Below are 16824 nucleotides of genomic sequence, written 5' to 3'. Positions count from 1 at the left end.
CGGCGTGAGAGCGGGGGCGGCGGCGTGAGAGCGGGGGCGGCGGCGTGAGAGCGGGGGCGGCGAGAGCGGGGCGGCGGCGTGAGGGCGGGGGCGGCGTGAGAGCGGGGCGGCGGCGTGGGAGCGGGGGCGGCGGCGTGAGAGCGGGGGCGGCGGCGTGAGAGCGGGGCGCGGGGGGTGTGTCGGCGGGGGGCGTCGTACCCGCGTGGTCTCATGGACCCCGTGAGCATGTCGACGCCGACGCCTGCGGTGCGCCCTCCGGCGTACCGTCTCGTTCGCCGTGTTCGACCTGCCGCTCCCCGGCTGCTCGATGACGCGCAGTTGCGCCACGTCATCGAGCATGTCGACGGCCCGCTGCTGGTGGTCGGTGGTCCCGGCACCGGCAAGACCACCGCCCTCGTCGAGGCCGTCGCCGAGCGCATCGCCGACGGGACCGATCCGGAGCGCATTCTGGTGCTCACCTTCGGGCGCCGTGGTTCGGCGGCGCTGCGCGAGCGGATCGAGCAGCGGACCGCCGGGGCCACCGGGCGGATTCTGCACGAGCCGCTGGTGCGGACCTTCCACGCGTACGCGTTCGGTTTGCTCCGGCGTGCCGCGGCGGAGCAGGGCGAGCCGTCGCCGCGACTGCTCACCGGGCCCGAACAGGATCTGATCATCCGGGAACTGCTGGCGGTCGTGGGGGAGGAGGGCGCCGACACCGCCGGCCCGACCGGCTGGCCGGATGCGCTTCGTCCGGCGCTGCCCACGAGGGCCTTCGCGCAGCAACTGCGCGACCTCATGCAGCGGGCCGCCGAGCGCGGCGTCGGGCCGGCCGAGCTTGCCCGGCTGGGTGAGGAGTTGGGGCGCGACGACTGGCCCGCCGCCGCCCGGTTCATCCGGGAGTACGTCGCCGTGCTCGCGTTGCGGGACGCCACCACGCGCGGGTCGACCGCGTACGACCCGGCCGAGCTCATCCGTGCCGCGTCCGGGCTGCTCGCCGACGACCCGGCGCTGTTGACGGCCGAGCGGGCGCGGTTGGCGTACGTCTATGTGGACGAGCTCGCCGACACGGACCCGGCGCAGATCGAACTGTTGACGCTGATCGCCGGGGGTGGCCGGCCGCTCGTCGCGTTCGGGGATCCGGACTCCTCGGTGTTCGGCTTCCGCGGCGCCGACCCGGGTGTGCTGTCCACGTTCCCCGCCCGGTTCCGCACCGCATCCGGCGCGCCCGCCGAGCAGATCGTGCTGCACACCGGCTATCGCGCCGGGCCGGACGTGCTGGCCGCCACGCAGCGCGTGGCGCGGCGGATGCGCGGGCCGGTCCGGCACCGGCCGATCCACCCGCCGGACGTTCCGGACCGGACCTCCGCGACCCCGGCGGCGCAGGACGAGGGGGGCGGGATCACCGTACGCACATTCCGGTCGCCGGTCGCGGAGACGGCGTACGTGGCGAATGTGCTGCGCGAGGCGCACCTGCTGCAGGGTGTGCCGTGGTCGCGGATGGCCGTCGTGCTGCGGTCCACCTCTCTACAGGCTCCGTCGTTGCAGCGTGCGCTGACCGCCTCGGGGGTGCCCACCGTGGTGCACGCCGAGGACCTGCCGCTGCACCTGCAGCCCGCGGTGGCGCCGTTCCTGCTGCTGCTGCGGTGTGCGCTGGCACCGGAAACGCTCGACGAGGAAGCGGCGGTCGCCCTGCTGCACTCGCCGCTGGGCGGCGCGGATCCGCTGGCCGAGCGCCGGTTGCGGCAGGGTTTACGGGCGTTGGCGCTGGCCGCGGGTGATCGGCGGCCCTCGGGGGAGCTGTTGCTCGACGCGGTGCGCGATCCGGCCGGCCTGGACGTGGTGGAGCGGCGCTGGGCGGCTCCGGCGCAGACGGTCGCCCGGTTGCTCGCGGTTGCCCGGCAGGCCGCCGCCGCGCCGGACGCCACCGCCGAGCAGGTGTTGTGGACCGTGTGGCGGGCCAGCGGGCTGGCCGACCGCTGGTACGCGATGAGCACCCGCGGCGCCCCGGTGGAGCCCGGCGCCGACGGTGGCCGGGCACGGCAGTGGCGCGCCGAGGCCGCCGACCGCGACCTGGACGCGATGGTGGTGCTGTTCGACGCGGCGGCCCGGTTCGTCGACCGGCTGCCCGGCGCGCGCACCGACGTGTTCCTCGACCATGTGCTGGCCCAGGACCTGCCGGCCGACTCGATCGCGCCGAGCGCCGACCGGGGTGAGGCGGTGCGCCTGCTCACCGCGCACGCGGCCAAGGGCCTGGAGTGGGATGTCGTGGTGCTGGCCGGCGTGCAGGAAGGCATCTGGCCGGATCTTCGCCTGCGCGGGAGCCTGCTCGGGTCGGAGCGACTGGTCGACGTGCTCGCCGGCCGCACGGCGGGCGGTGCCGCCGCGCTCGTCGGGCAGACGTCGGCGCTGCTGGACGAGGAACGGCGGCTCTTCTACGTGGCGGCGACCCGTGCGCGTCGTCGCCTGGTGGTCACCGCGGTGGCGTCGGCGGGCGTGGGCGGCGCGGACGGCGAGGAACAGCCGAGCCGGTTCCTGTCCGAGCTGGCCGGCCCCCCACAGGACGACGATCCCGGCCCGCCTGATGATCCCGGCCCGCCTGATGATCCCGGCCCCGAAGGCCCCGGCCCCGGCCCCGATCCGGACGATCCCGATCCGGACGATCCCGATCCGGAGGACCTCGGCCCGGAGGACCTCGGCCCGGACGATCCCGGCCCGGACGATCCCGGCCCGGAGGAATCGGCCGGGGCGGCCATCGCCGACGCCGCGGTGCCGGCCGGCCGGCCGGGTCGGGCGCTCACGCTCGCGTCGCTCGTCGCCGAGTTGCGCACCGCCGTGGTCGCCGCCGACAGCACCCCCGCACGGCGGCATGCCGCAGCCGCCGAACTCGCCCGGCTCGCCGAGGCCGGGGTGCCCGGCGCGCACCCCGACGAGTGGTGGGGGCTGCGTCCGCTCTCCGACGACCGGCCCCTCGCGCAGGACGGCGAACCGGTCACGGTCACCCCGTCGTCCATGGAGAGTGCGCTGCGGTGCAGCCTGCGCTGGCTGCTCGAACGCCACGGCGGCGCGGCGCCGGCCGGCACCGCGCAGGGCGTGGGCAACCTGGTGCACGCCGCCGCGATGCTGGCCGAGGACGCCAGCGCCGACCGGGAGAAACTGATCGACTACGTCGCCGCCCGCTTCGACGCGATCGAGCTGGCCGCCCGCTGGCTGGCCGGCCCGGAACAGGAACGCGCCCAGGCCATGGTGGACAAGCTGCTGCGCTGGCTGGCCGGCAACCCGCGCCGGTTGCTCGCCATCGAGCACGAGTTCACCGTGCGCCTGGAGGATCCCACCCGGCCGGTACGGCTGACCGGCCGGGTGGACCGCTTGGAGATCGACGACGAGGGCCGGCTGGTCGTGGTGGATCTGAAGACCGGCAAGTCCACCGCGGTGACCGCGGCCGACGTCGACGAGCATGCTCAGCTCGCCGGTTACCAGGCCGCCGTGGAAGCGGGCGCGTTCGGCGACTTCGGCACCGACAGCGGCGGTGCGGCCCTGGTGCAGCTCGGGCCGGGCAAGCAGGCGCGCGAACAGATGCAGGTGCCGCTGACCGAGGCGCCGGACCCGCAGTGGGCGTACGCGATGGTCCGCCGCACCGCCGACACGATGGCCGCGGCCACCTTCTCCGCGGTGGCCAACTCGCGGTGCCGGGTCTGCCCGGTGCGGACCAGTTGCCCGATCACCGGTCAGGGGCGGCAGGTCGTGGAACCGCCGGCGGCGGAGCGAGACCCGCGCCGATGACCCAGCCCAGCCTGTTCTCCGACGCACCGCGGCGGCGTCGCCAGGCCGACTCCGGTCCTCGATACACCCCGGCGGAGTTGGCTCGCCTGCTGCGTCTGCATCCGCCCACGCCGGAACAGGCGGCGATCATCGCGGCCCCGGTGGAACCGGTGCTGGTGGTGGCCGGGGCCGGGTCCGGCAAGACCGAGACGATGGCCTCGCGAGTGGTCTGGCTGGTGGCCAACGGGTACGCGCACCCGGACGAGATCCTCGGGCTGACGTTCACCCGCAAGGCGGCCGGCGAGCTGGCGCACCGGGTGCGCACCCGGCTCGGCCAACTGGTCCGGCGGTTCGACCGGGACGCGCAGTTCGCCGGCGAGGCGACCATCTCCACCTACCATTCGTACGCCGCCCGGGTGGTCACCGAGCACGGCCTGCGTGCCGGTTACGAACCGTCCGCCCGGCTGCTCACCGAGGCCGCCCGCTGGCAGATCGTCGACTCGCTGGTGCGCACCTACACCGGGGAGATGACCGGCCTCAACCGCGCACCGGGCACGGTCACCGACGACGTGCTGGCGCTGTCCGGCGAGCTGGCCGAGCACCTGGTCACCACCGGCGAGCTGGCCGCCTGGACCGGCCGCTTCTTCGCGCGGGTGCAGGAACTGCCCGGCCGCGTCTACAAGGACGTCACCGACGTGCTGCGCCGCCAGCAGCAGCGGCTCACCCTGCTGCCCCTGGTGCGCCTGTACGAGCAGCGCAAGCTGGCCTTGGAAGCGATGGACTTCGGGGATCAGATGTCGCGGGCCGCCCGGGTCGCCCGGGATCACCCGGAGGTCGGCGCGATCGAGCGGGGCCGGTTCCGGGTGGTGCTGCTGGACGAATACCAGGACACCAGTCACGCCCAGGTGGTGATGCTCAACGCGCTGTTCGGCGGCGGCCATCCGGTGACCGCGGTGGGCGACCCGTGCCAGTCCATCTACGGCTGGCGCGGCGCCAGCGCCGGCACCCTGGACCGGTTCCCGGCCGAGTTCCCGGCGGTCGGCGGGCGCGACGCCTGGGTGCTGAACCTGACCAAGAGCTGGCGCAACCGGCCGCAGATCCTGGACGTGGCGAATGCGCTGTCCGGGCCGCTGCGCGCGGCTGGCGCCCGGGTCGCCGAACTGGTCCCGGCGCGCCGGGTGGCCTCCCCGGTGGGCGGCCGGACGGTGACCTGTGCGCTGCTTCCCACGTACGCGGACGAAGCCGCCTGGATCGCCGACTCGATGCTCACCGCGTGGCGTCTGGCGGCCGGGATGCCGGACACGCCGGCGTCGGAGATCCCGCTCGACCGGCGCCCCACCAGCGCGGTGCTGGTGCGCGTGCGCAGCCAGATCCCGGCGATCGAGGAGGCGCTGCGTTCCCGCGGCCTGCCGGTGGAGGTGGTCGGTCTGGGCGGTCTGCTGGACACCCCGGAGGTACGCGACGTGGTGTGCACGCTGCGCGTGCTGGCCGACCCCACCGACGGTGCCTCGCTGCTGCGGCTGCTCACCGGCGCCCGCTGGCGGATCGGGCCGCGGGATCTGGTTGCCCTGCACCGGCGTGCCCGCCACCTGGCCGCCGCCCGCGCCGACGCGACCGAGCCCGCCGCCGCGACCGAACAGGCCGATGCGACCGAGCCCGCCGATGCAACCGAGCACGCCGATGCGACCGGCCGGGCCGGGCCCGATGAGGTGGTCGCCGACCGGCTGGACGACGCCACGCTGGTCGAGGCGATGGCCGACCTGGGCGTCGCGCAGCAGTACTCCGCCGAGGGCTATGCGCGGTTCCGCCGGTACGCCCGGGAACTGGCCGAGCTGCGGCAGCGCCTGGACCAGCCGCTCCCCGATCTGCTGACCGACATCGAACGCACCGCCGGCCTCGACGTCGAGGTGGCGGTGCGTGGCTGGGGCGCCGGCGACGCCGGGCTGGCCCGCGGTCACCTGGACGCGCTCGGTGACGTGGCGGCCCGCTACGCCGGCGACACCGACGGCGGCACACTGGCCGGTTTCCTGGCCTATCTGGCCGCCGCCGAGGAAGAGGAACGCGGACTGGAACCGGGCCAGGTGGACGTGGTGGAGGGCGCCGTGCAGGTGCTCACCGCGCACGCCGCCAAGGGCCTGGAGTGGGACGTGGTGTCGGTGGCCGGGCTGTGCCGCGGTGTGTGGCCGGGACTGGTGCGCTCCTCCGACCACTACCTGATGGGCTTGGGTGTGTTGCCGTTCCCGTTGCGCGGCGACCGGGTCGGGCTGCCCGAGCTCGATCTGTCCGAGGCGGCGGACCAGAAGGACGCGGTGGACGCGGTGACCGCCTTCGGCCGGGCCTGGCGCGCGCACGACGAGCGGGAGGAGCGCCGTCTCGCGTACGTGGCGGTCACCCGTCCCCGCCGTCTGCTGCTGTGCTCCGGCTACTGGTGGAGCGACGGGGTGAAACGACCGCGCGGCCCGTCGGTGTTCCTGGACGAGATCCGTACCTCGTGCGCCGCCGGAGCCGGGGTGGTGGACGTGTGGACCGCCGAGCCCGCCCCGGATGCGGCCAACCCGGCGGCGGAGGTGGTCGCGTCCGCGCAATGGCCCTCCGACCCGCTGGGCTACCGTCGGCCGGCGATGGCGGCGGCGGCCGACCTGATCCGGCGGATGATCAGCCGTCCCGAGGCGGAGACGGCGACCGCCTTCGCCGACCTGGCCACGGACGACCTGGAGGTCGCGGCGCGCGCCGGCCTGGCCGCCGAGCTGGCCGGACTGGGTCCGTCCGCGGTGTCGACGGCGGGGGAGGCGCAGCCTGCGGGTGCACCGGACCCGGACGTCGCCCGCTGGCGGCGCGAAGCCACCCTGCTGCTCGCCGAACGTGCGGAACGCGCCCGCGGTCAGGGCCCCATCGAGGTCGCGCTGCCCGGCCATCTAACGGTGTCCCAACTGGTGGTGCTGCGCCGCGACCCGCAGGCGCTGGCCCGGTCGCTGCGCCGCCCACTGCCGGTGCGCCCGGCGCCGCAGGCCCGCCGCGGCACCGCCTTCCACGCCTGGCTGGAGCAACGGTTCGGCGCGACACGGCTGATCGACGTGGACGAGTTGCCCGGCGCGGCGGACGACACCGCCGCGGCCGACGACGATCTCGCCGCGTTGCAGGAGGCGTTCCTGGCCGGCGAGTGGGCCGACCGGACGCCGATCGACGTCGAGGTGCCGTTCGCCACCACCCTCGGCGGCGTGGTCGTCCGCGGGCGGATGGACGCGGTCTTCGCGGAGCCGGGCGGCCGTTTCGACGTGATCGACTGGAAGACCGGCCGGCGCCCCGAGTCGGCGGACACCGCCGCGGCCGTGGTGCAACTGTCCGCCTACCGGGTCGCCTGGGCCGCGCTCGCCGGTGTTCCGGTGTCCCGGGTCCGCGCCGGGCTGCACTACGTCCGCGAACAGGTGACCCTGCGACCGGCCGACTTGATGGGGGTGGACGCCCTCGCGGAGCTGCTGAACGCCGTACCGGAGATCGGCGGTCCGGATCGGTGAGAGCGTCTCAGGTCGTCGCCGCCGCCAGCAGGTGCAGCAGCGCCGCGGCGTACGCCGCGTCGGCCTGCGCGGCCACGAACTCGTGTTCGGTGCCCAGCAGGCTGATGCGCACCCGGTAGCCGTCCGCACCGCGGGTCAGCGCGGTGAACGTGCCGCCCAGCAGCCCGCGCAACTGCTCCTCACCCGGCAACCAGGTCGCCTCGTCGATCTCCACGTCGTCCAGCGCCCATTCGGTGGTTCCGTTGAAGCCGATCACCTGCCCCTCCGGCACCCGATAGACCTCGATCGTCATGTTGCTCAGCACGAACACCTCGTCGTCCAGGTCCCGATCGGGGATGACGAACCGGTCTCCGGGCTCCGGTTTCCAGGCCAGTCCGGCCTCTTTGAGCTGCTGTGCAAGTCGTACGCCTATCACCGGCTCACCTCCTGCCTCGTGCTAGGCTCCGCATGTTGTCAGTGGTTCCCAAGTACTCAGGAGCGCCTGTGGGGATTCTGCCCCAGGCGCTCTTTGTCGTAACCCGGGTGTTTCCGGTACGGGCGATCAGCACGGCAGCACGAGATCCGCGCGGTGCGGGTCTTATTACCTCGTCCCCGGTCGCGTGGACCGGGGGCGATCGACCGTCGAGGAGACGAGCATGGTTACGGGCGTTGTGAAGTGGTTCAACGCGGACAAGGGCTACGGGTTCATCACCCCGGACGACGGTGGCGCCGACGTCTTCGCCCACTTCTCCGCGATCCAGTCCTCGGGCTACCGCAGCCTGGACGAGAGCCAGCGGGTCGAGTTCGAGGTGACCCAGGGTCAGAAGGGCCCGCAGGCGGCGAACATCCGCCCGCTCTGACGGACGCTCCGCGACGGCCGTGACCCCCAGCGGGTCACGGCCGTTCGTGCGTGCAGGCGTTTCGTGCGTGCAGGCGTTTCGTGTGTGCTGGTGTTTCGTGTGTGCTGGCGTTTCGTGCGGGTTCGCGATGTCGCGTACCCGAACCCGATCCGTTCGTCGTGCAACCAGATCCGCGGCTGAGGCGTCTTACCGGATGTGCAGACCAAAACAGGCCGGGAGATGGCCTTCGTGGTGAGCCTCGCGGTTCTCGGCATCGCCTTGGTGCTGGTCGTGGCGTTCGTGCCCTGGTATGACCCGGTGGTGACCGGCCTCAGGTGAGCCGGGCACCGCCACGGTGGTGTTCACTGGAGGCATGTCCGACCCGACGCATCCCACGGCCCGGCACCTCCCGGGCAGCGCTTGGGGATCGGGCGCGGTGACCACGGTCGGCGGCACGCGACCGTCGAACTCGCCGGGCGGGCCCCCGACCCGCGGCGGCCCTCCGAGTGGTGGGCCTCCGAGCGGCGGCCCTCCGAGTGGCGGGCCCCCGAGCGGCGGGCCCCCGAGCGGCGGGCCCCCGAGCGGCGGGCCCCCGAGCGGCGGGCCCCCGAGCGGCGGGCCCCCGAGTGGCGGATCTCCCCGGGGTGGGCCGGCACGTCGTCGCCGGCAGATGTTGATCTTCGGCGGTGTGGCCGGCGCCATCCTGGCGGTCGGCCTGACCGTCATCCTGACCGTCGTGCTCTCCTCCGACAGCAGCCCGTTCCGCGGCAAGGCCCAGGCGCCGACCGATGTGCGGCCGCCGCTGGCGCAGATGTGCCCGGCCCCCACCGTCTCGCCGGGCGCCGGACCGACCGGCACCCCCAGCGCGCCGCCGGAGCCGACCGGTGAGCGCACGGTGGACACCGAGGCGGGCATCTCCTACCGCGAGTACGGCCCGCCCTGGGAACCGTGGAACACCGTGTGGCGGGCCGGGACGCTCGCCGTGCCGTACAAGGTCGGCCAGCACTTCGTCACCGAGAGCTACAGCGGTGGCCTGTACCACGCCTCGATCCTGTCCGCCGCGGTGCCGGCCGCGGACAACGACGCGGTGACCCTCAACCTGGAATGCGTCGGCCGGCAGGTGGCCGCCGACGTCCGTGCCGAGTACTACCCGCAACCGAACACCATCGAGCAACTGCGCGACGAGCGGACAACGCTCGGTGGCCGCCCGGCGTGGGTGAGCAAGTTCCGGCTGCACTTCTCGGCGCCCGGACTGACCGCTAAGGACGAGTTGTCCGCAGTGGCCATCATCGACGTGGGCAAGCCGACGGCTGCGGTGCTGTACGTGTCCATTCCGGGCACCCATCGACAGTTCGATTACGTGGTGGACGACGTGCTGGCATCCGTCCGCCCCCTCTGACGCCGCGACCCGCGCGCGGGTCTCGCCGACCCGGCCGACCCCGCCGGGTCGGTCGGGTCTCTGGTGCGGGTGGAATGTCGTGGTGCCGGATGCCCCGGTAGGGCGGGCGGTACGTCCGAGATCTCCCGCAACACCCCAAGAATCCCTGCGCCGCGTGACGATTCGCTCACGGAAATAGCAAAAGTGAACCCTAAAGCTGGCATCGAGATTCGGTTAGATTCGTCGTGTGGCCCGAAAAATGAAGATCCCCGCGACGAAGTACCCGGTCGAGCGTCTCACCCTTCCCAACGGCCTGCGGGTGGTCCTCACCCCCGACCGCAGCGCCCCCGTGGTTGGCGTGGCGGTCGTCTATGACGTCGGCATCCGGTCCGAACCCGAGGGGCGGACCGGGTTCGCCCACCTCTTCGAGCACCTCATGTTCCAAGGCTCGGAGAACCTTGAGAAGCTTGCCCACTTCCGGCACGTGCAGGGGGCCGGCGGCAGCTTCAACGGGTCCACCCACCTGGACTTCACCGACTACTTCGAGGTGCTCCCGGCCGGTGCCCTGGAACGCGCCCTCTTCCTGGAGGCCGACCGGATGCGCGGTCCCAAGCTCACCGAGGAGAACCTGCGCAACCAGGTGGACGTGGTCAAGGAGGAGATCCGGGTCAACGTCATGAACCGCCCGTACGGCGGTTTCCCCTGGTTGAAGTTGCCGCCGGTGATGTTCTCCACCTTCGCCAACGCCCACGACGGGTACGGCTCCTTCGGCGATCTGGACAGCGCCACGCTCGCCGACGCCACGGAGTTCTTCGACCGGTACTACGCCTGCGGCAACGCCACCCTCACGGTGGCCGGCGACTTCGACGTGGCACACACCGTCAAGCTGATCGAGCGGCACTTCGGCGATGTCGCCGCCCGGCCCGCGCCGGAGCGGCCGAACTTCGAGGAGCCGGACCTGACCGCCGAGCGCCGCGAGGTCTACACCGACCGGCTCGCCCCGTTGCCCGCCGTGGCGGCCGGCTGGCGGGTGCCCGATCCGATCGCCGACTTCGCGGCCTATCTGCCCTATGTGGTGCTCGCCGAGGTGCTCACCGACGGCGACGCCTCCCGCCTGGTGGAGCGCCTGGTGCAGCGGGACCGCTCGGCTACCACCGTCGGCGGGTACCTGGGATTCATGGGCGACGAGTACCAGGTGCGCAACCCCACCGCCTTCCTGTTGCAGGCGCACCTACCCCCGGGCGGCGACGCGGAGAAGGTGCTGCGCACCATCGACGAAGAACTCGACCGCCTGGCCACCGGCGGCCTGGCACCCGGCGAACTGTCCCGCACGCAGGCGCGCATGGCGACCCATCTGTTGCGGGACACCGATGCGGTGCTGGGGCGGGCGCTGCCGATGGCCGTGCTGGAATTGCAGCGCGGCCGGCCGGAGCTGCTCAATGAACTGCCCCGGCTGGTCGCCGACGTGACGGAGGATCAGATAGCCACCGCCGCCGCAAGTCTGCGGCCGGCACGCAGAGCCACCCTTGAGGTCGTACCGGGAGCGGGCCAGTGACCACGAACGTACTGCCGGACCTGATTCCGGACGCGAAGATCAAGCTGCCGCGCCAGGCCGAGCGCACGCTGGCCAGCGGCCTCACCGTGATCGCCATCCGGCGGCCCGCCGTGCCGCTTGTCGAGTTGCGGCTGCGGGTGCCGTTCGGGCGCGCCCCGCTGTCGCGAGCCACCCTGCTGTCCCAGGCGCTGTTCACCGGCACCGGCTCGATGTCCAGCGTCGACATCGCCGCCGAGTTGCAGGCGGTCGGCGGTGGCCTGTCCGCCGGGCTGGACCCGGACTGGCTGCTGGTCAGCGGCAACACGCTGGCCGGGGGCCTGGAACGGACGCTGGAGATCCTGGCCGGCGTGCTCGTCGACCCGGAGTATCCGGCCGACGAGGTGGCCACCGAGCGCGACCGCCTGGTCGACAACATCCAGGTGGCGCTGCGCCAGCCCGCCCACATGGCACGCGCCGCGTTGCTGAAGCGCATCTACGGCCGTCATCCGTACGCGGTACAGACGCCCGAGCCGGACCAGGTCCGCGCCGTCCGTCCGGCGCAGTTGCGCGCGCTGCACGCCGACCGGGTGCGTCCCGAGGGCGCGGTGCTGGTGCTGGTCGGCGACATCAACCCGGACCTGGCGATCGACGCCGCGGACAAGGCGCTGGGCAGTTGGACCGGTCCCGGCAAGGACGGCAAGCTGGCCTCCGTCCCGGCCCTGGAGCCGGGTCCGCTGCGGCTGGTGGACCGGCCCGGCGCGGTGCAGTCGTCGCTGCGGATGGCGTTGCCGGCGGTGCCCCGCACGGATCCCGACTATGCCGCGCTGCAACTGGCGAACCTGGTCTTCGGCGGCTACTTCTCGTCCCGCTGGGTGGAGAACATCCGCGAGGACAAGGGCTACACGTACGGCCCGCACACCTCGATCGAACACTTCGTCGCCGGTTCGACGCTTGTCGTGGCGGCCGAAGTGGCCACCGAGGTGACCGGCCCGTCGCTGCTGGAGACGTTCTACGAACTCGGCCGGATCGCCACGCTGCCGCCCGGCGAGGAGGAGCTCGAACAGGCCCGCCGGTACGCGCTGGGCACGCTGCGGCTGGGCATGTCCACACAGGCCGGGCTGGCCGGGCTGGCCAGCGTGTACGCGAGCTTCGGCCTGCGGCTGGACTACCTGCCGGAACACTCGGCGGCACTGTCGGCGGTCACCCGCGACGAGGTCACCGCGGCCGCCGCGCGATACCTGGCGCCCGCCTCCGCGGTGACCGTCCTGCTCGGCGACGCGGACGTGGTGGCCGGACCGTTGTCCGCGCTGACCGCCGTGGAGCGCAGTGACTGAGGCCCCGATGCCGCCGCTGGCCCGCACCACGTTGGATCGCGCGGCGCATCGCCGGCGCGACGACGCGTGGCTGGCGGCGGCGTGGGGACAGGGGCGGGTGCTGATCGTCGACGTCGGCGCCGGGGCGCGGGCGCTGGTGCGGGACTCGCCCGGCGGCGGCGTGTCGCTGGTGCTGCGCCCGGCCGCCGATGCACCGTCGGGCGAGCGGATGTTCCTCGGCGTCGACCCGGACGGCACCCCGCTGTTCATGGTCGACGCGCCCCTGCCGGCGACCGAGGGCACCCGGCCGGCTTCCCTGCGCGACGTGGGTCACCTGCTCGACGACGGCGACGCGGGGGTGTTCGCGGCGGCTGCGGCACTCGGAAACTGGCACGCCGGGCACCGGTACTCGCCGCGTTCCGGGCTGGCCACCACGGTCGTCGAGGGCGGATGGTCGCGTGTTGATGCGGACGGCGCCCAGATGTGGCCGCGCACCGACCCGGCCATGATCGTGCTGGTGCACGACGGTGTGTCCGGGCCGGACGGGCGATGCCTGCTCGGTCACAACGCCGCGTGGCCGGTGATCGACGGAGTGCGCCGCTTCTCCTGCCTCGCCGGCTACATCGAACCGGGGGAGTCGGCCGAGGCGGCGGTGCTGCGCGAGGTGCACGAGGAGGTCGGCGTGCGGACCGGCGTTCCCCGGTACGAGGGCAGCCAGTCCTGGCCGTTCCCGGGCTCGCTGATGCTGGGCTTCACCGCGGTGGCCGACCCCGGTCAGCCGTTGGCCCTCGACCCCGAGGAGATCGATGAGGCGCGCTGGTTCACCCGCGACGAGATCCGGCGGATGATCGCCGGCGAACATCGCGACCCGGAGACCGGGCTGTCGCTGCGGCTGCCCATGCGTGCGTCGATCGCGTTCTTCCTGATCGAAGGCTGGCTGGGTGATTTGCCCCGGTAAGGGGTTCACCATCGTCGAACCAATGAGCACCGTGCAACGGTGGACCTTCCTCCGGCGTCTCCTTTGTGACGAGGGACGAGAGGGCGGTCTTCGATGACGCAGGTGCAGGCCCCGGTGGGGGTGCCGATGACAGAGGATGAGCGCGATCAGTTCGAGCGCGACGGGTACCTCGTCGTTCGATCCGTGCTGACCGACGACGAGGTGGCCGTCGCGCGCGCCGCGATCCTGCGGTTCCGCGAGCGCCGGGGCGCGGCCGGTGCGCTGCACCAGCTCTCCGCGGTGACCGCGTGTCCCGAGCTGGCGTTCCTGCTCGACCACCCGCGCGTGTTCGGCTATGTGTGGTCCCTGCTCGGCTGGAACATTCACGTCTACCATTCGCACGTCGACGTGCATCCGCAGTTGACCCGGCGGCAGCCTGACTGGTGGCACTGGCATCAGGACGGCGGCCGGCAAAACCGTGAACTGGAGACCGATCCGCGCCCCCGCATGTCGGTCAAGCTGGCCTATTGGCTGTCTGACGTGAGCGAACCGGGGCGGGGAAACTTCACCGTGCTGCCGGGCAGCCATCGCATCAACTGGCTGCCCGGGCCGCCACGCCGCGACGTGGCCTGGCCGGCGCCGCAGGGCGCCGTGCAGATCACCGCGAACGCCGGTGACGTGGTCGTCTTCGATCGGCGGCTGTGGCACGCGCGGTCGGACAACTATTCGCCCGTCACGCGCGTGGGAGCGTTCTTCGGCTACACGTACCGGTGGGTGGCGGGCCGCGACGATGTCGGCGGCCTTCCCAGGCGCCCGGAATGGGCGACGTTCTCCCCCGTGCAGCGCCAGTTGCTGGGCGGCGCGGGCAACGGCGACGGTGACCACGCATGGGGGCACGAGCCGTCGACCACGCCGCTGTACGGCGAACTGGCGAACCGCGGCCTGCTGGACGGTGCTATTCCGGCGTTGATCCGCTGACCGAGTCGACCCAGCCGAGGAGCACCGCCGGGCACCCGGTGGCAGCGGTGGGCTGCGGAACGGGGCGCCCGGGGCGGCTCCGGGCGTGGCCGGTCAGCCGGACAGCGTCGCCAGGTGCTGCTTGACCTGCACGATCGAAGGGTTGGTCAGCGCCGACCCGTCGCGGAAGCGCAGCGTCGGGACCGTCTGATTGCCGCCGTTGACACCCATCACGAATTCGGCGGCTGCCGGGTCCTGTTCGATGTCCACCACGTCGTAGTTGATGCCTTCCCGGTCCATCTGGGACTTCAACCGGTGGCAGTAACCGCACCACGGCGTCGAGTACATGGTCAGCATCGGTGGGATCCCTTCGAAGAGGTCACATGGCACAGCGCCGTCCACGAAAACGTCGGACGCCAGTGTCATGATTCCCGCTTGTGACTGCCGAACACGTGCTTGCCGGGCTGGATGAGGACCAACGCCGGGCGGTGGTCGCGCCGGCGGGCCCGGTCTGCATCCTCGCCGGCGCGGGCACCGGCAAGACCCGGGCGATCACGCACCGGATCGCGTACCGCTCGCTGTCCGGTGAGATCTCCGCCCGGCACATCCTGGCGGTGACCTTCACCGCGCGGGCCGCGGGCGAGATGCGGGCACGGTTGACGTCGCTCGGCGCCGGAGCGGTGCAGACGCGCACCTTCCACGCGGCGGCGTTGCGGCAGGTCCGCTTTTTCGCACCCCGGTTGCTGGACGGCCGGGCGATGCCCGAGCTGCTGGAGAGCAAGGCCCGCCTGGTCGCGCTGGCCGCCGCGCGGGTCAACGTGCGGGCCGACCGCACCGGCGCGCGGGATCTGGCCGGCGAGATCGAGTGGGCCAAGTCGTCGCTTGTCGAGCCGGGGGAGTACGCCGTCGCCGCGGCCAAGGCGCAACGCGAACCGCCGTTCGACCCGGCGAAGGTCGCGGAGGTGTTCGGCGCGTACGAGTCACTGAAGCGCGGTCAAGGCGTGATCGATTTCGAGGACATGCTGCGTGCCGCGGTCTGGGGCATCGAGGAGCACGCGGACGTGGCCGAGCAGATCCGCGCGCAATACCGCCACTTCGTGGTCGACGAATACCAGGACGTCAACCCCCTGCAGCAGCGGTTGCTGGAGGCGTGGCTGGGCGGCCGGGAGGACCTGACAGTGGTCGGCGACGCCAGCCAGACGATCTATTCGTTCACCGGCGCCACCTCGTCGTACCTGATCGACTTCCCCCGGCACCGTCCCGGCGCGGTGGTGGTGCGGCTGGTCCGGGACTACCGGTCGACCCCGCAGGTGGTGGGCTTGGCGAACGCGGTCATCAAGCAGGCTCGTGGCAACGAGGCGCGGCTGCGGCTGGAGTTGGTCGGCCAGCGGCCGGCCGGTGCCGAGCCGGAGCTGAAGATCTTCCCGGATGAGGTGGCCGAGGCCACCGCGGTGGCCCGTCGCTGCCGGGAACTGCTCGGGGCGGGCACACCGGCCAGTGAGATCGCGGTGCTGTTCCGCACCAACGCGCAGTCCGAGTCGTACGAGAAGGCGCTGGCCGAGGCCGAGGTGCCGTACGTGGTCCGGGGTGCGGAACGGTTCTTCGAGCGCGCCGAGGTGCGCCAGGCCATGGTGGCGCTGCGCTCCGCCGTGCGTTCGCTGCCCGGCGAGACACCGCTGGTGGAGGCGGTCGTGGAGGCGCTGTCGGCAACCGGCTGGCGGCGCGATCAGCCGCCGCCCGGTGGGCATGCGCGGGAGCAGTGGGAGGCGCTCGCCGCCCTGGTCACGCTGGCCGAGGAATACGCCGCGTCGCCGGTGCTGGAACCGTTGGGCGAGGCGGGGGCGGTGCAGCGGGACATCTCGCTGGCGGCGTTCTGCGCCGAGTTGGTCCGGCGGGCGGAGCAGCAGCACGCGCCCACGCTCGCGGGGGTGACGCTCGCATCCCTGCATTCCGCCAAGGGCCTGGAATGGGACGCGGTCTTCGTGGTGGGGCTCAGCGACGGGACGCTGCCCACGATGTACGCGAAAACGCCCGAACAGTTGGAGGAGGAGCGCCGCCTGCTGTATGTCGGCGTGACCCGGGCGCGTCAGACGCTCTGGCTGTCGTACGGGCAGATGCGTGCCAGCGGCGGTCGTGCCCGCCGCCCGTGCCGGTTCCTGCCCCAGTTGGAACGCGGCGGGTCCGGCGGCGAGCGGGCCGGCGCGGGAACGACGAGTCGGAAATCCGTCACTCGCCGTCCGGTGTCGTCCTGCCGGGTCTGCGGGGCGACGCTGCTCGCCGGCGCGGACCGCAAACTGGGCCGGTGCTCGACCTGCCCCTCGGACCTCGACGAGGATCTCTACGAGCGGCTGCGGACGTGGCGGGCGCGGACCGCGGCGGAGCAGAGCGTCCCTGCTTACGTGGTGTTCACCGACGCCACACTCGTCGCGCTCGCGGAGCGCCGCCCGAGTTCGCCGCCGGAGCTGCTGGCCATCGCCGGGATCGGCCCGCGCAAGCTCGGTCAGTACGGCGGTGCGGTGTTCGCTCTGGTGGCCGGCGCCGACCCGGATGATCTTGCCGAGAAAAACTGGGAAAACTAGTCCGGAAATTCGTTTGCTCTGGCTGCTACGGCAGGAATAGCCTCATGGCACACCT

General features: G+C 72.8%; 12 protein-coding genes. 10 read left to right on the top strand and 2 right to left on the bottom strand.

Translation table 11 applies throughout. The annotated features are described in order from the left end of the window. Positions 1-225: 225 nt before the first annotated feature. Both IEY73_RS20350 and IEY73_RS20345 read left to right on the top strand, forming a co-directional pair. Positions 226-3759 carry an ATP-dependent helicase gene (locus tag IEY73_RS20350; protein ID WP_189080856.1) on the top strand — a complete coding sequence of 1178 codons (3534 nt, stop codon included), beginning with the start codon at positions 226-228 and terminating at the stop codon, positions 3757-3759. After that, a complete protein-coding gene (locus IEY73_RS20345) occupies positions 3756-7253 on the top strand; it encodes an ATP-dependent helicase (RefSeq protein WP_189080839.1) in 3498 nt (1165 codons plus the stop codon). The genes IEY73_RS20350 and IEY73_RS20345 overlap by 4 nt, the downstream gene beginning before the upstream one ends. 7 nt (positions 7254-7260) lie before the next feature. Here the strand turns inward: IEY73_RS20345 and IEY73_RS20340 are convergent, their stop codons facing one another. Continuing rightward, complete coding sequence (locus IEY73_RS20340) at positions 7261-7668, bottom strand: pilus assembly protein CpaE (protein WP_189080838.1); 408 nt, start codon at positions 7666-7668, stop codon at positions 7261-7263. Between the two features lie 220 nt (positions 7669-7888). Here IEY73_RS20340 and cspE point away from each other — a divergent pair, with 220 nt between their 5' ends. The 7 genes from cspE to IEY73_RS20310 all read left to right on the top strand — a co-directional run bounded on the left by cspE (position 7889) and on the right by IEY73_RS20310 (position 14211). Then, on the top strand, positions 7889-8092 hold the full coding sequence (gene cspE / locus IEY73_RS20335; protein WP_189080837.1) for a transcription antiterminator/RNA stability regulator CspE: 204 nt from the start codon (positions 7889-7891) through the stop codon (positions 8090-8092). A gap of 195 nt (positions 8093-8287) precedes the next feature. Continuing rightward, a complete protein-coding gene (locus IEY73_RS34150; RefSeq protein WP_268240468.1) occupies positions 8288-8410 on the top strand; it encodes a hypothetical protein in 123 nt (40 codons plus the stop codon). Between the two features lie 349 nt (positions 8411-8759). Beyond that, positions 8760-9470 carry a hypothetical protein gene (locus tag IEY73_RS20330; RefSeq protein WP_229715993.1) on the top strand — a complete coding sequence of 237 codons (711 nt, stop codon included), beginning with the start codon at positions 8760-8762 and terminating at the stop codon, positions 9468-9470. 238 nt (positions 9471-9708) lie between these two features. Further along, positions 9709-11004 carry a M16 family metallopeptidase gene (locus IEY73_RS20325; protein WP_189080855.1) on the top strand — a complete coding sequence of 432 codons (1296 nt, stop codon included), beginning with the start codon at positions 9709-9711 and terminating at the stop codon, positions 11002-11004. After that, entirely contained in the window at positions 11001-12317 is a 1317-nt protein-coding gene (locus IEY73_RS20320) for a M16 family metallopeptidase (RefSeq protein WP_189080836.1), read from the top strand. Before IEY73_RS20325 ends, IEY73_RS20320 begins: the two co-directional genes overlap by 4 nt. After that, positions 12310-13254, top strand: a complete 945-nt coding sequence (gene nudC, locus IEY73_RS20315; RefSeq protein WP_189080835.1) for an NAD(+) diphosphatase — start codon at positions 12310-12312, stop codon at positions 13252-13254. Before IEY73_RS20320 ends, nudC begins: the two co-directional genes overlap by 8 nt. A gap of 126 nt (positions 13255-13380) precedes the next feature. After that, complete coding sequence (locus IEY73_RS20310; protein WP_229715992.1) at positions 13381-14211, top strand: phytanoyl-CoA dioxygenase family protein; 831 nt, start codon at positions 13381-13383, stop codon at positions 14209-14211. A gap of 93 nt (positions 14212-14304) precedes the next feature. Here IEY73_RS20310 and IEY73_RS20305 read toward each other — a convergent pair whose 3' ends face one another. Then, complete coding sequence (locus IEY73_RS20305; protein WP_189080833.1) at positions 14305-14547, bottom strand: mycoredoxin; 243 nt, start codon at positions 14545-14547, stop codon at positions 14305-14307. A gap of 80 nt (positions 14548-14627) precedes the next feature. On the opposite strand from IEY73_RS20305, the gene IEY73_RS20300 reads away from it, so the two are divergent. After that, positions 14628-16769 carry an ATP-dependent DNA helicase UvrD2 gene (locus tag IEY73_RS20300; RefSeq protein ID WP_189080832.1) on the top strand — a complete coding sequence of 714 codons (2142 nt, stop codon included), beginning with the start codon at positions 14628-14630 and terminating at the stop codon, positions 16767-16769. Positions 16770-16824 lie beyond the last annotated feature (55 nt).

Origin of the sequence: Mangrovihabitans endophyticus (assembly GCF_014646155.1) — a bacterium.
Taxonomy (GTDB): Bacteria; Actinomycetota; Actinomycetes; order Mycobacteriales; family Micromonosporaceae; genus Actinoplanes; species Actinoplanes endophyticus.
Note: the sequence above shows the minus strand (reverse complement) of the source record. Positions and strands in the feature narration are given on the sequence as shown.

Coding starts and splice junctions, on each gene's coding strand:
- IEY73_RS20350 (WP_189080856.1), top strand. CDS start 226: ATGTCGACGCCGACGCCTGCGGTGCGCCCTCCGGCGTACCGTCTCGTT.
- IEY73_RS20345 (WP_189080839.1), top strand. CDS start 3,756: ATGACCCAGCCCAGCCTGTTCTCCGACGCACCGCGGCGGCGTCGCCAG.
- cspE (WP_189080837.1), top strand. CDS start 7,889: ATGGTTACGGGCGTTGTGAAGTGGTTCAACGCGGACAAGGGCTACGGG.
- IEY73_RS20325 (WP_189080855.1), top strand. CDS start 9,709: ATGAAGATCCCCGCGACGAAGTACCCGGTCGAGCGTCTCACCCTTCCC.
- IEY73_RS20310 (WP_229715992.1), top strand. CDS start 13,381: ATGACAGAGGATGAGCGCGATCAGTTCGAGCGCGACGGGTACCTCGTC.
- IEY73_RS20305 (WP_189080833.1), bottom strand. CDS start 14,547: ATGCTGACCATGTACTCGACGCCGTGGTGCGGTTACTGCCACCGGTTG.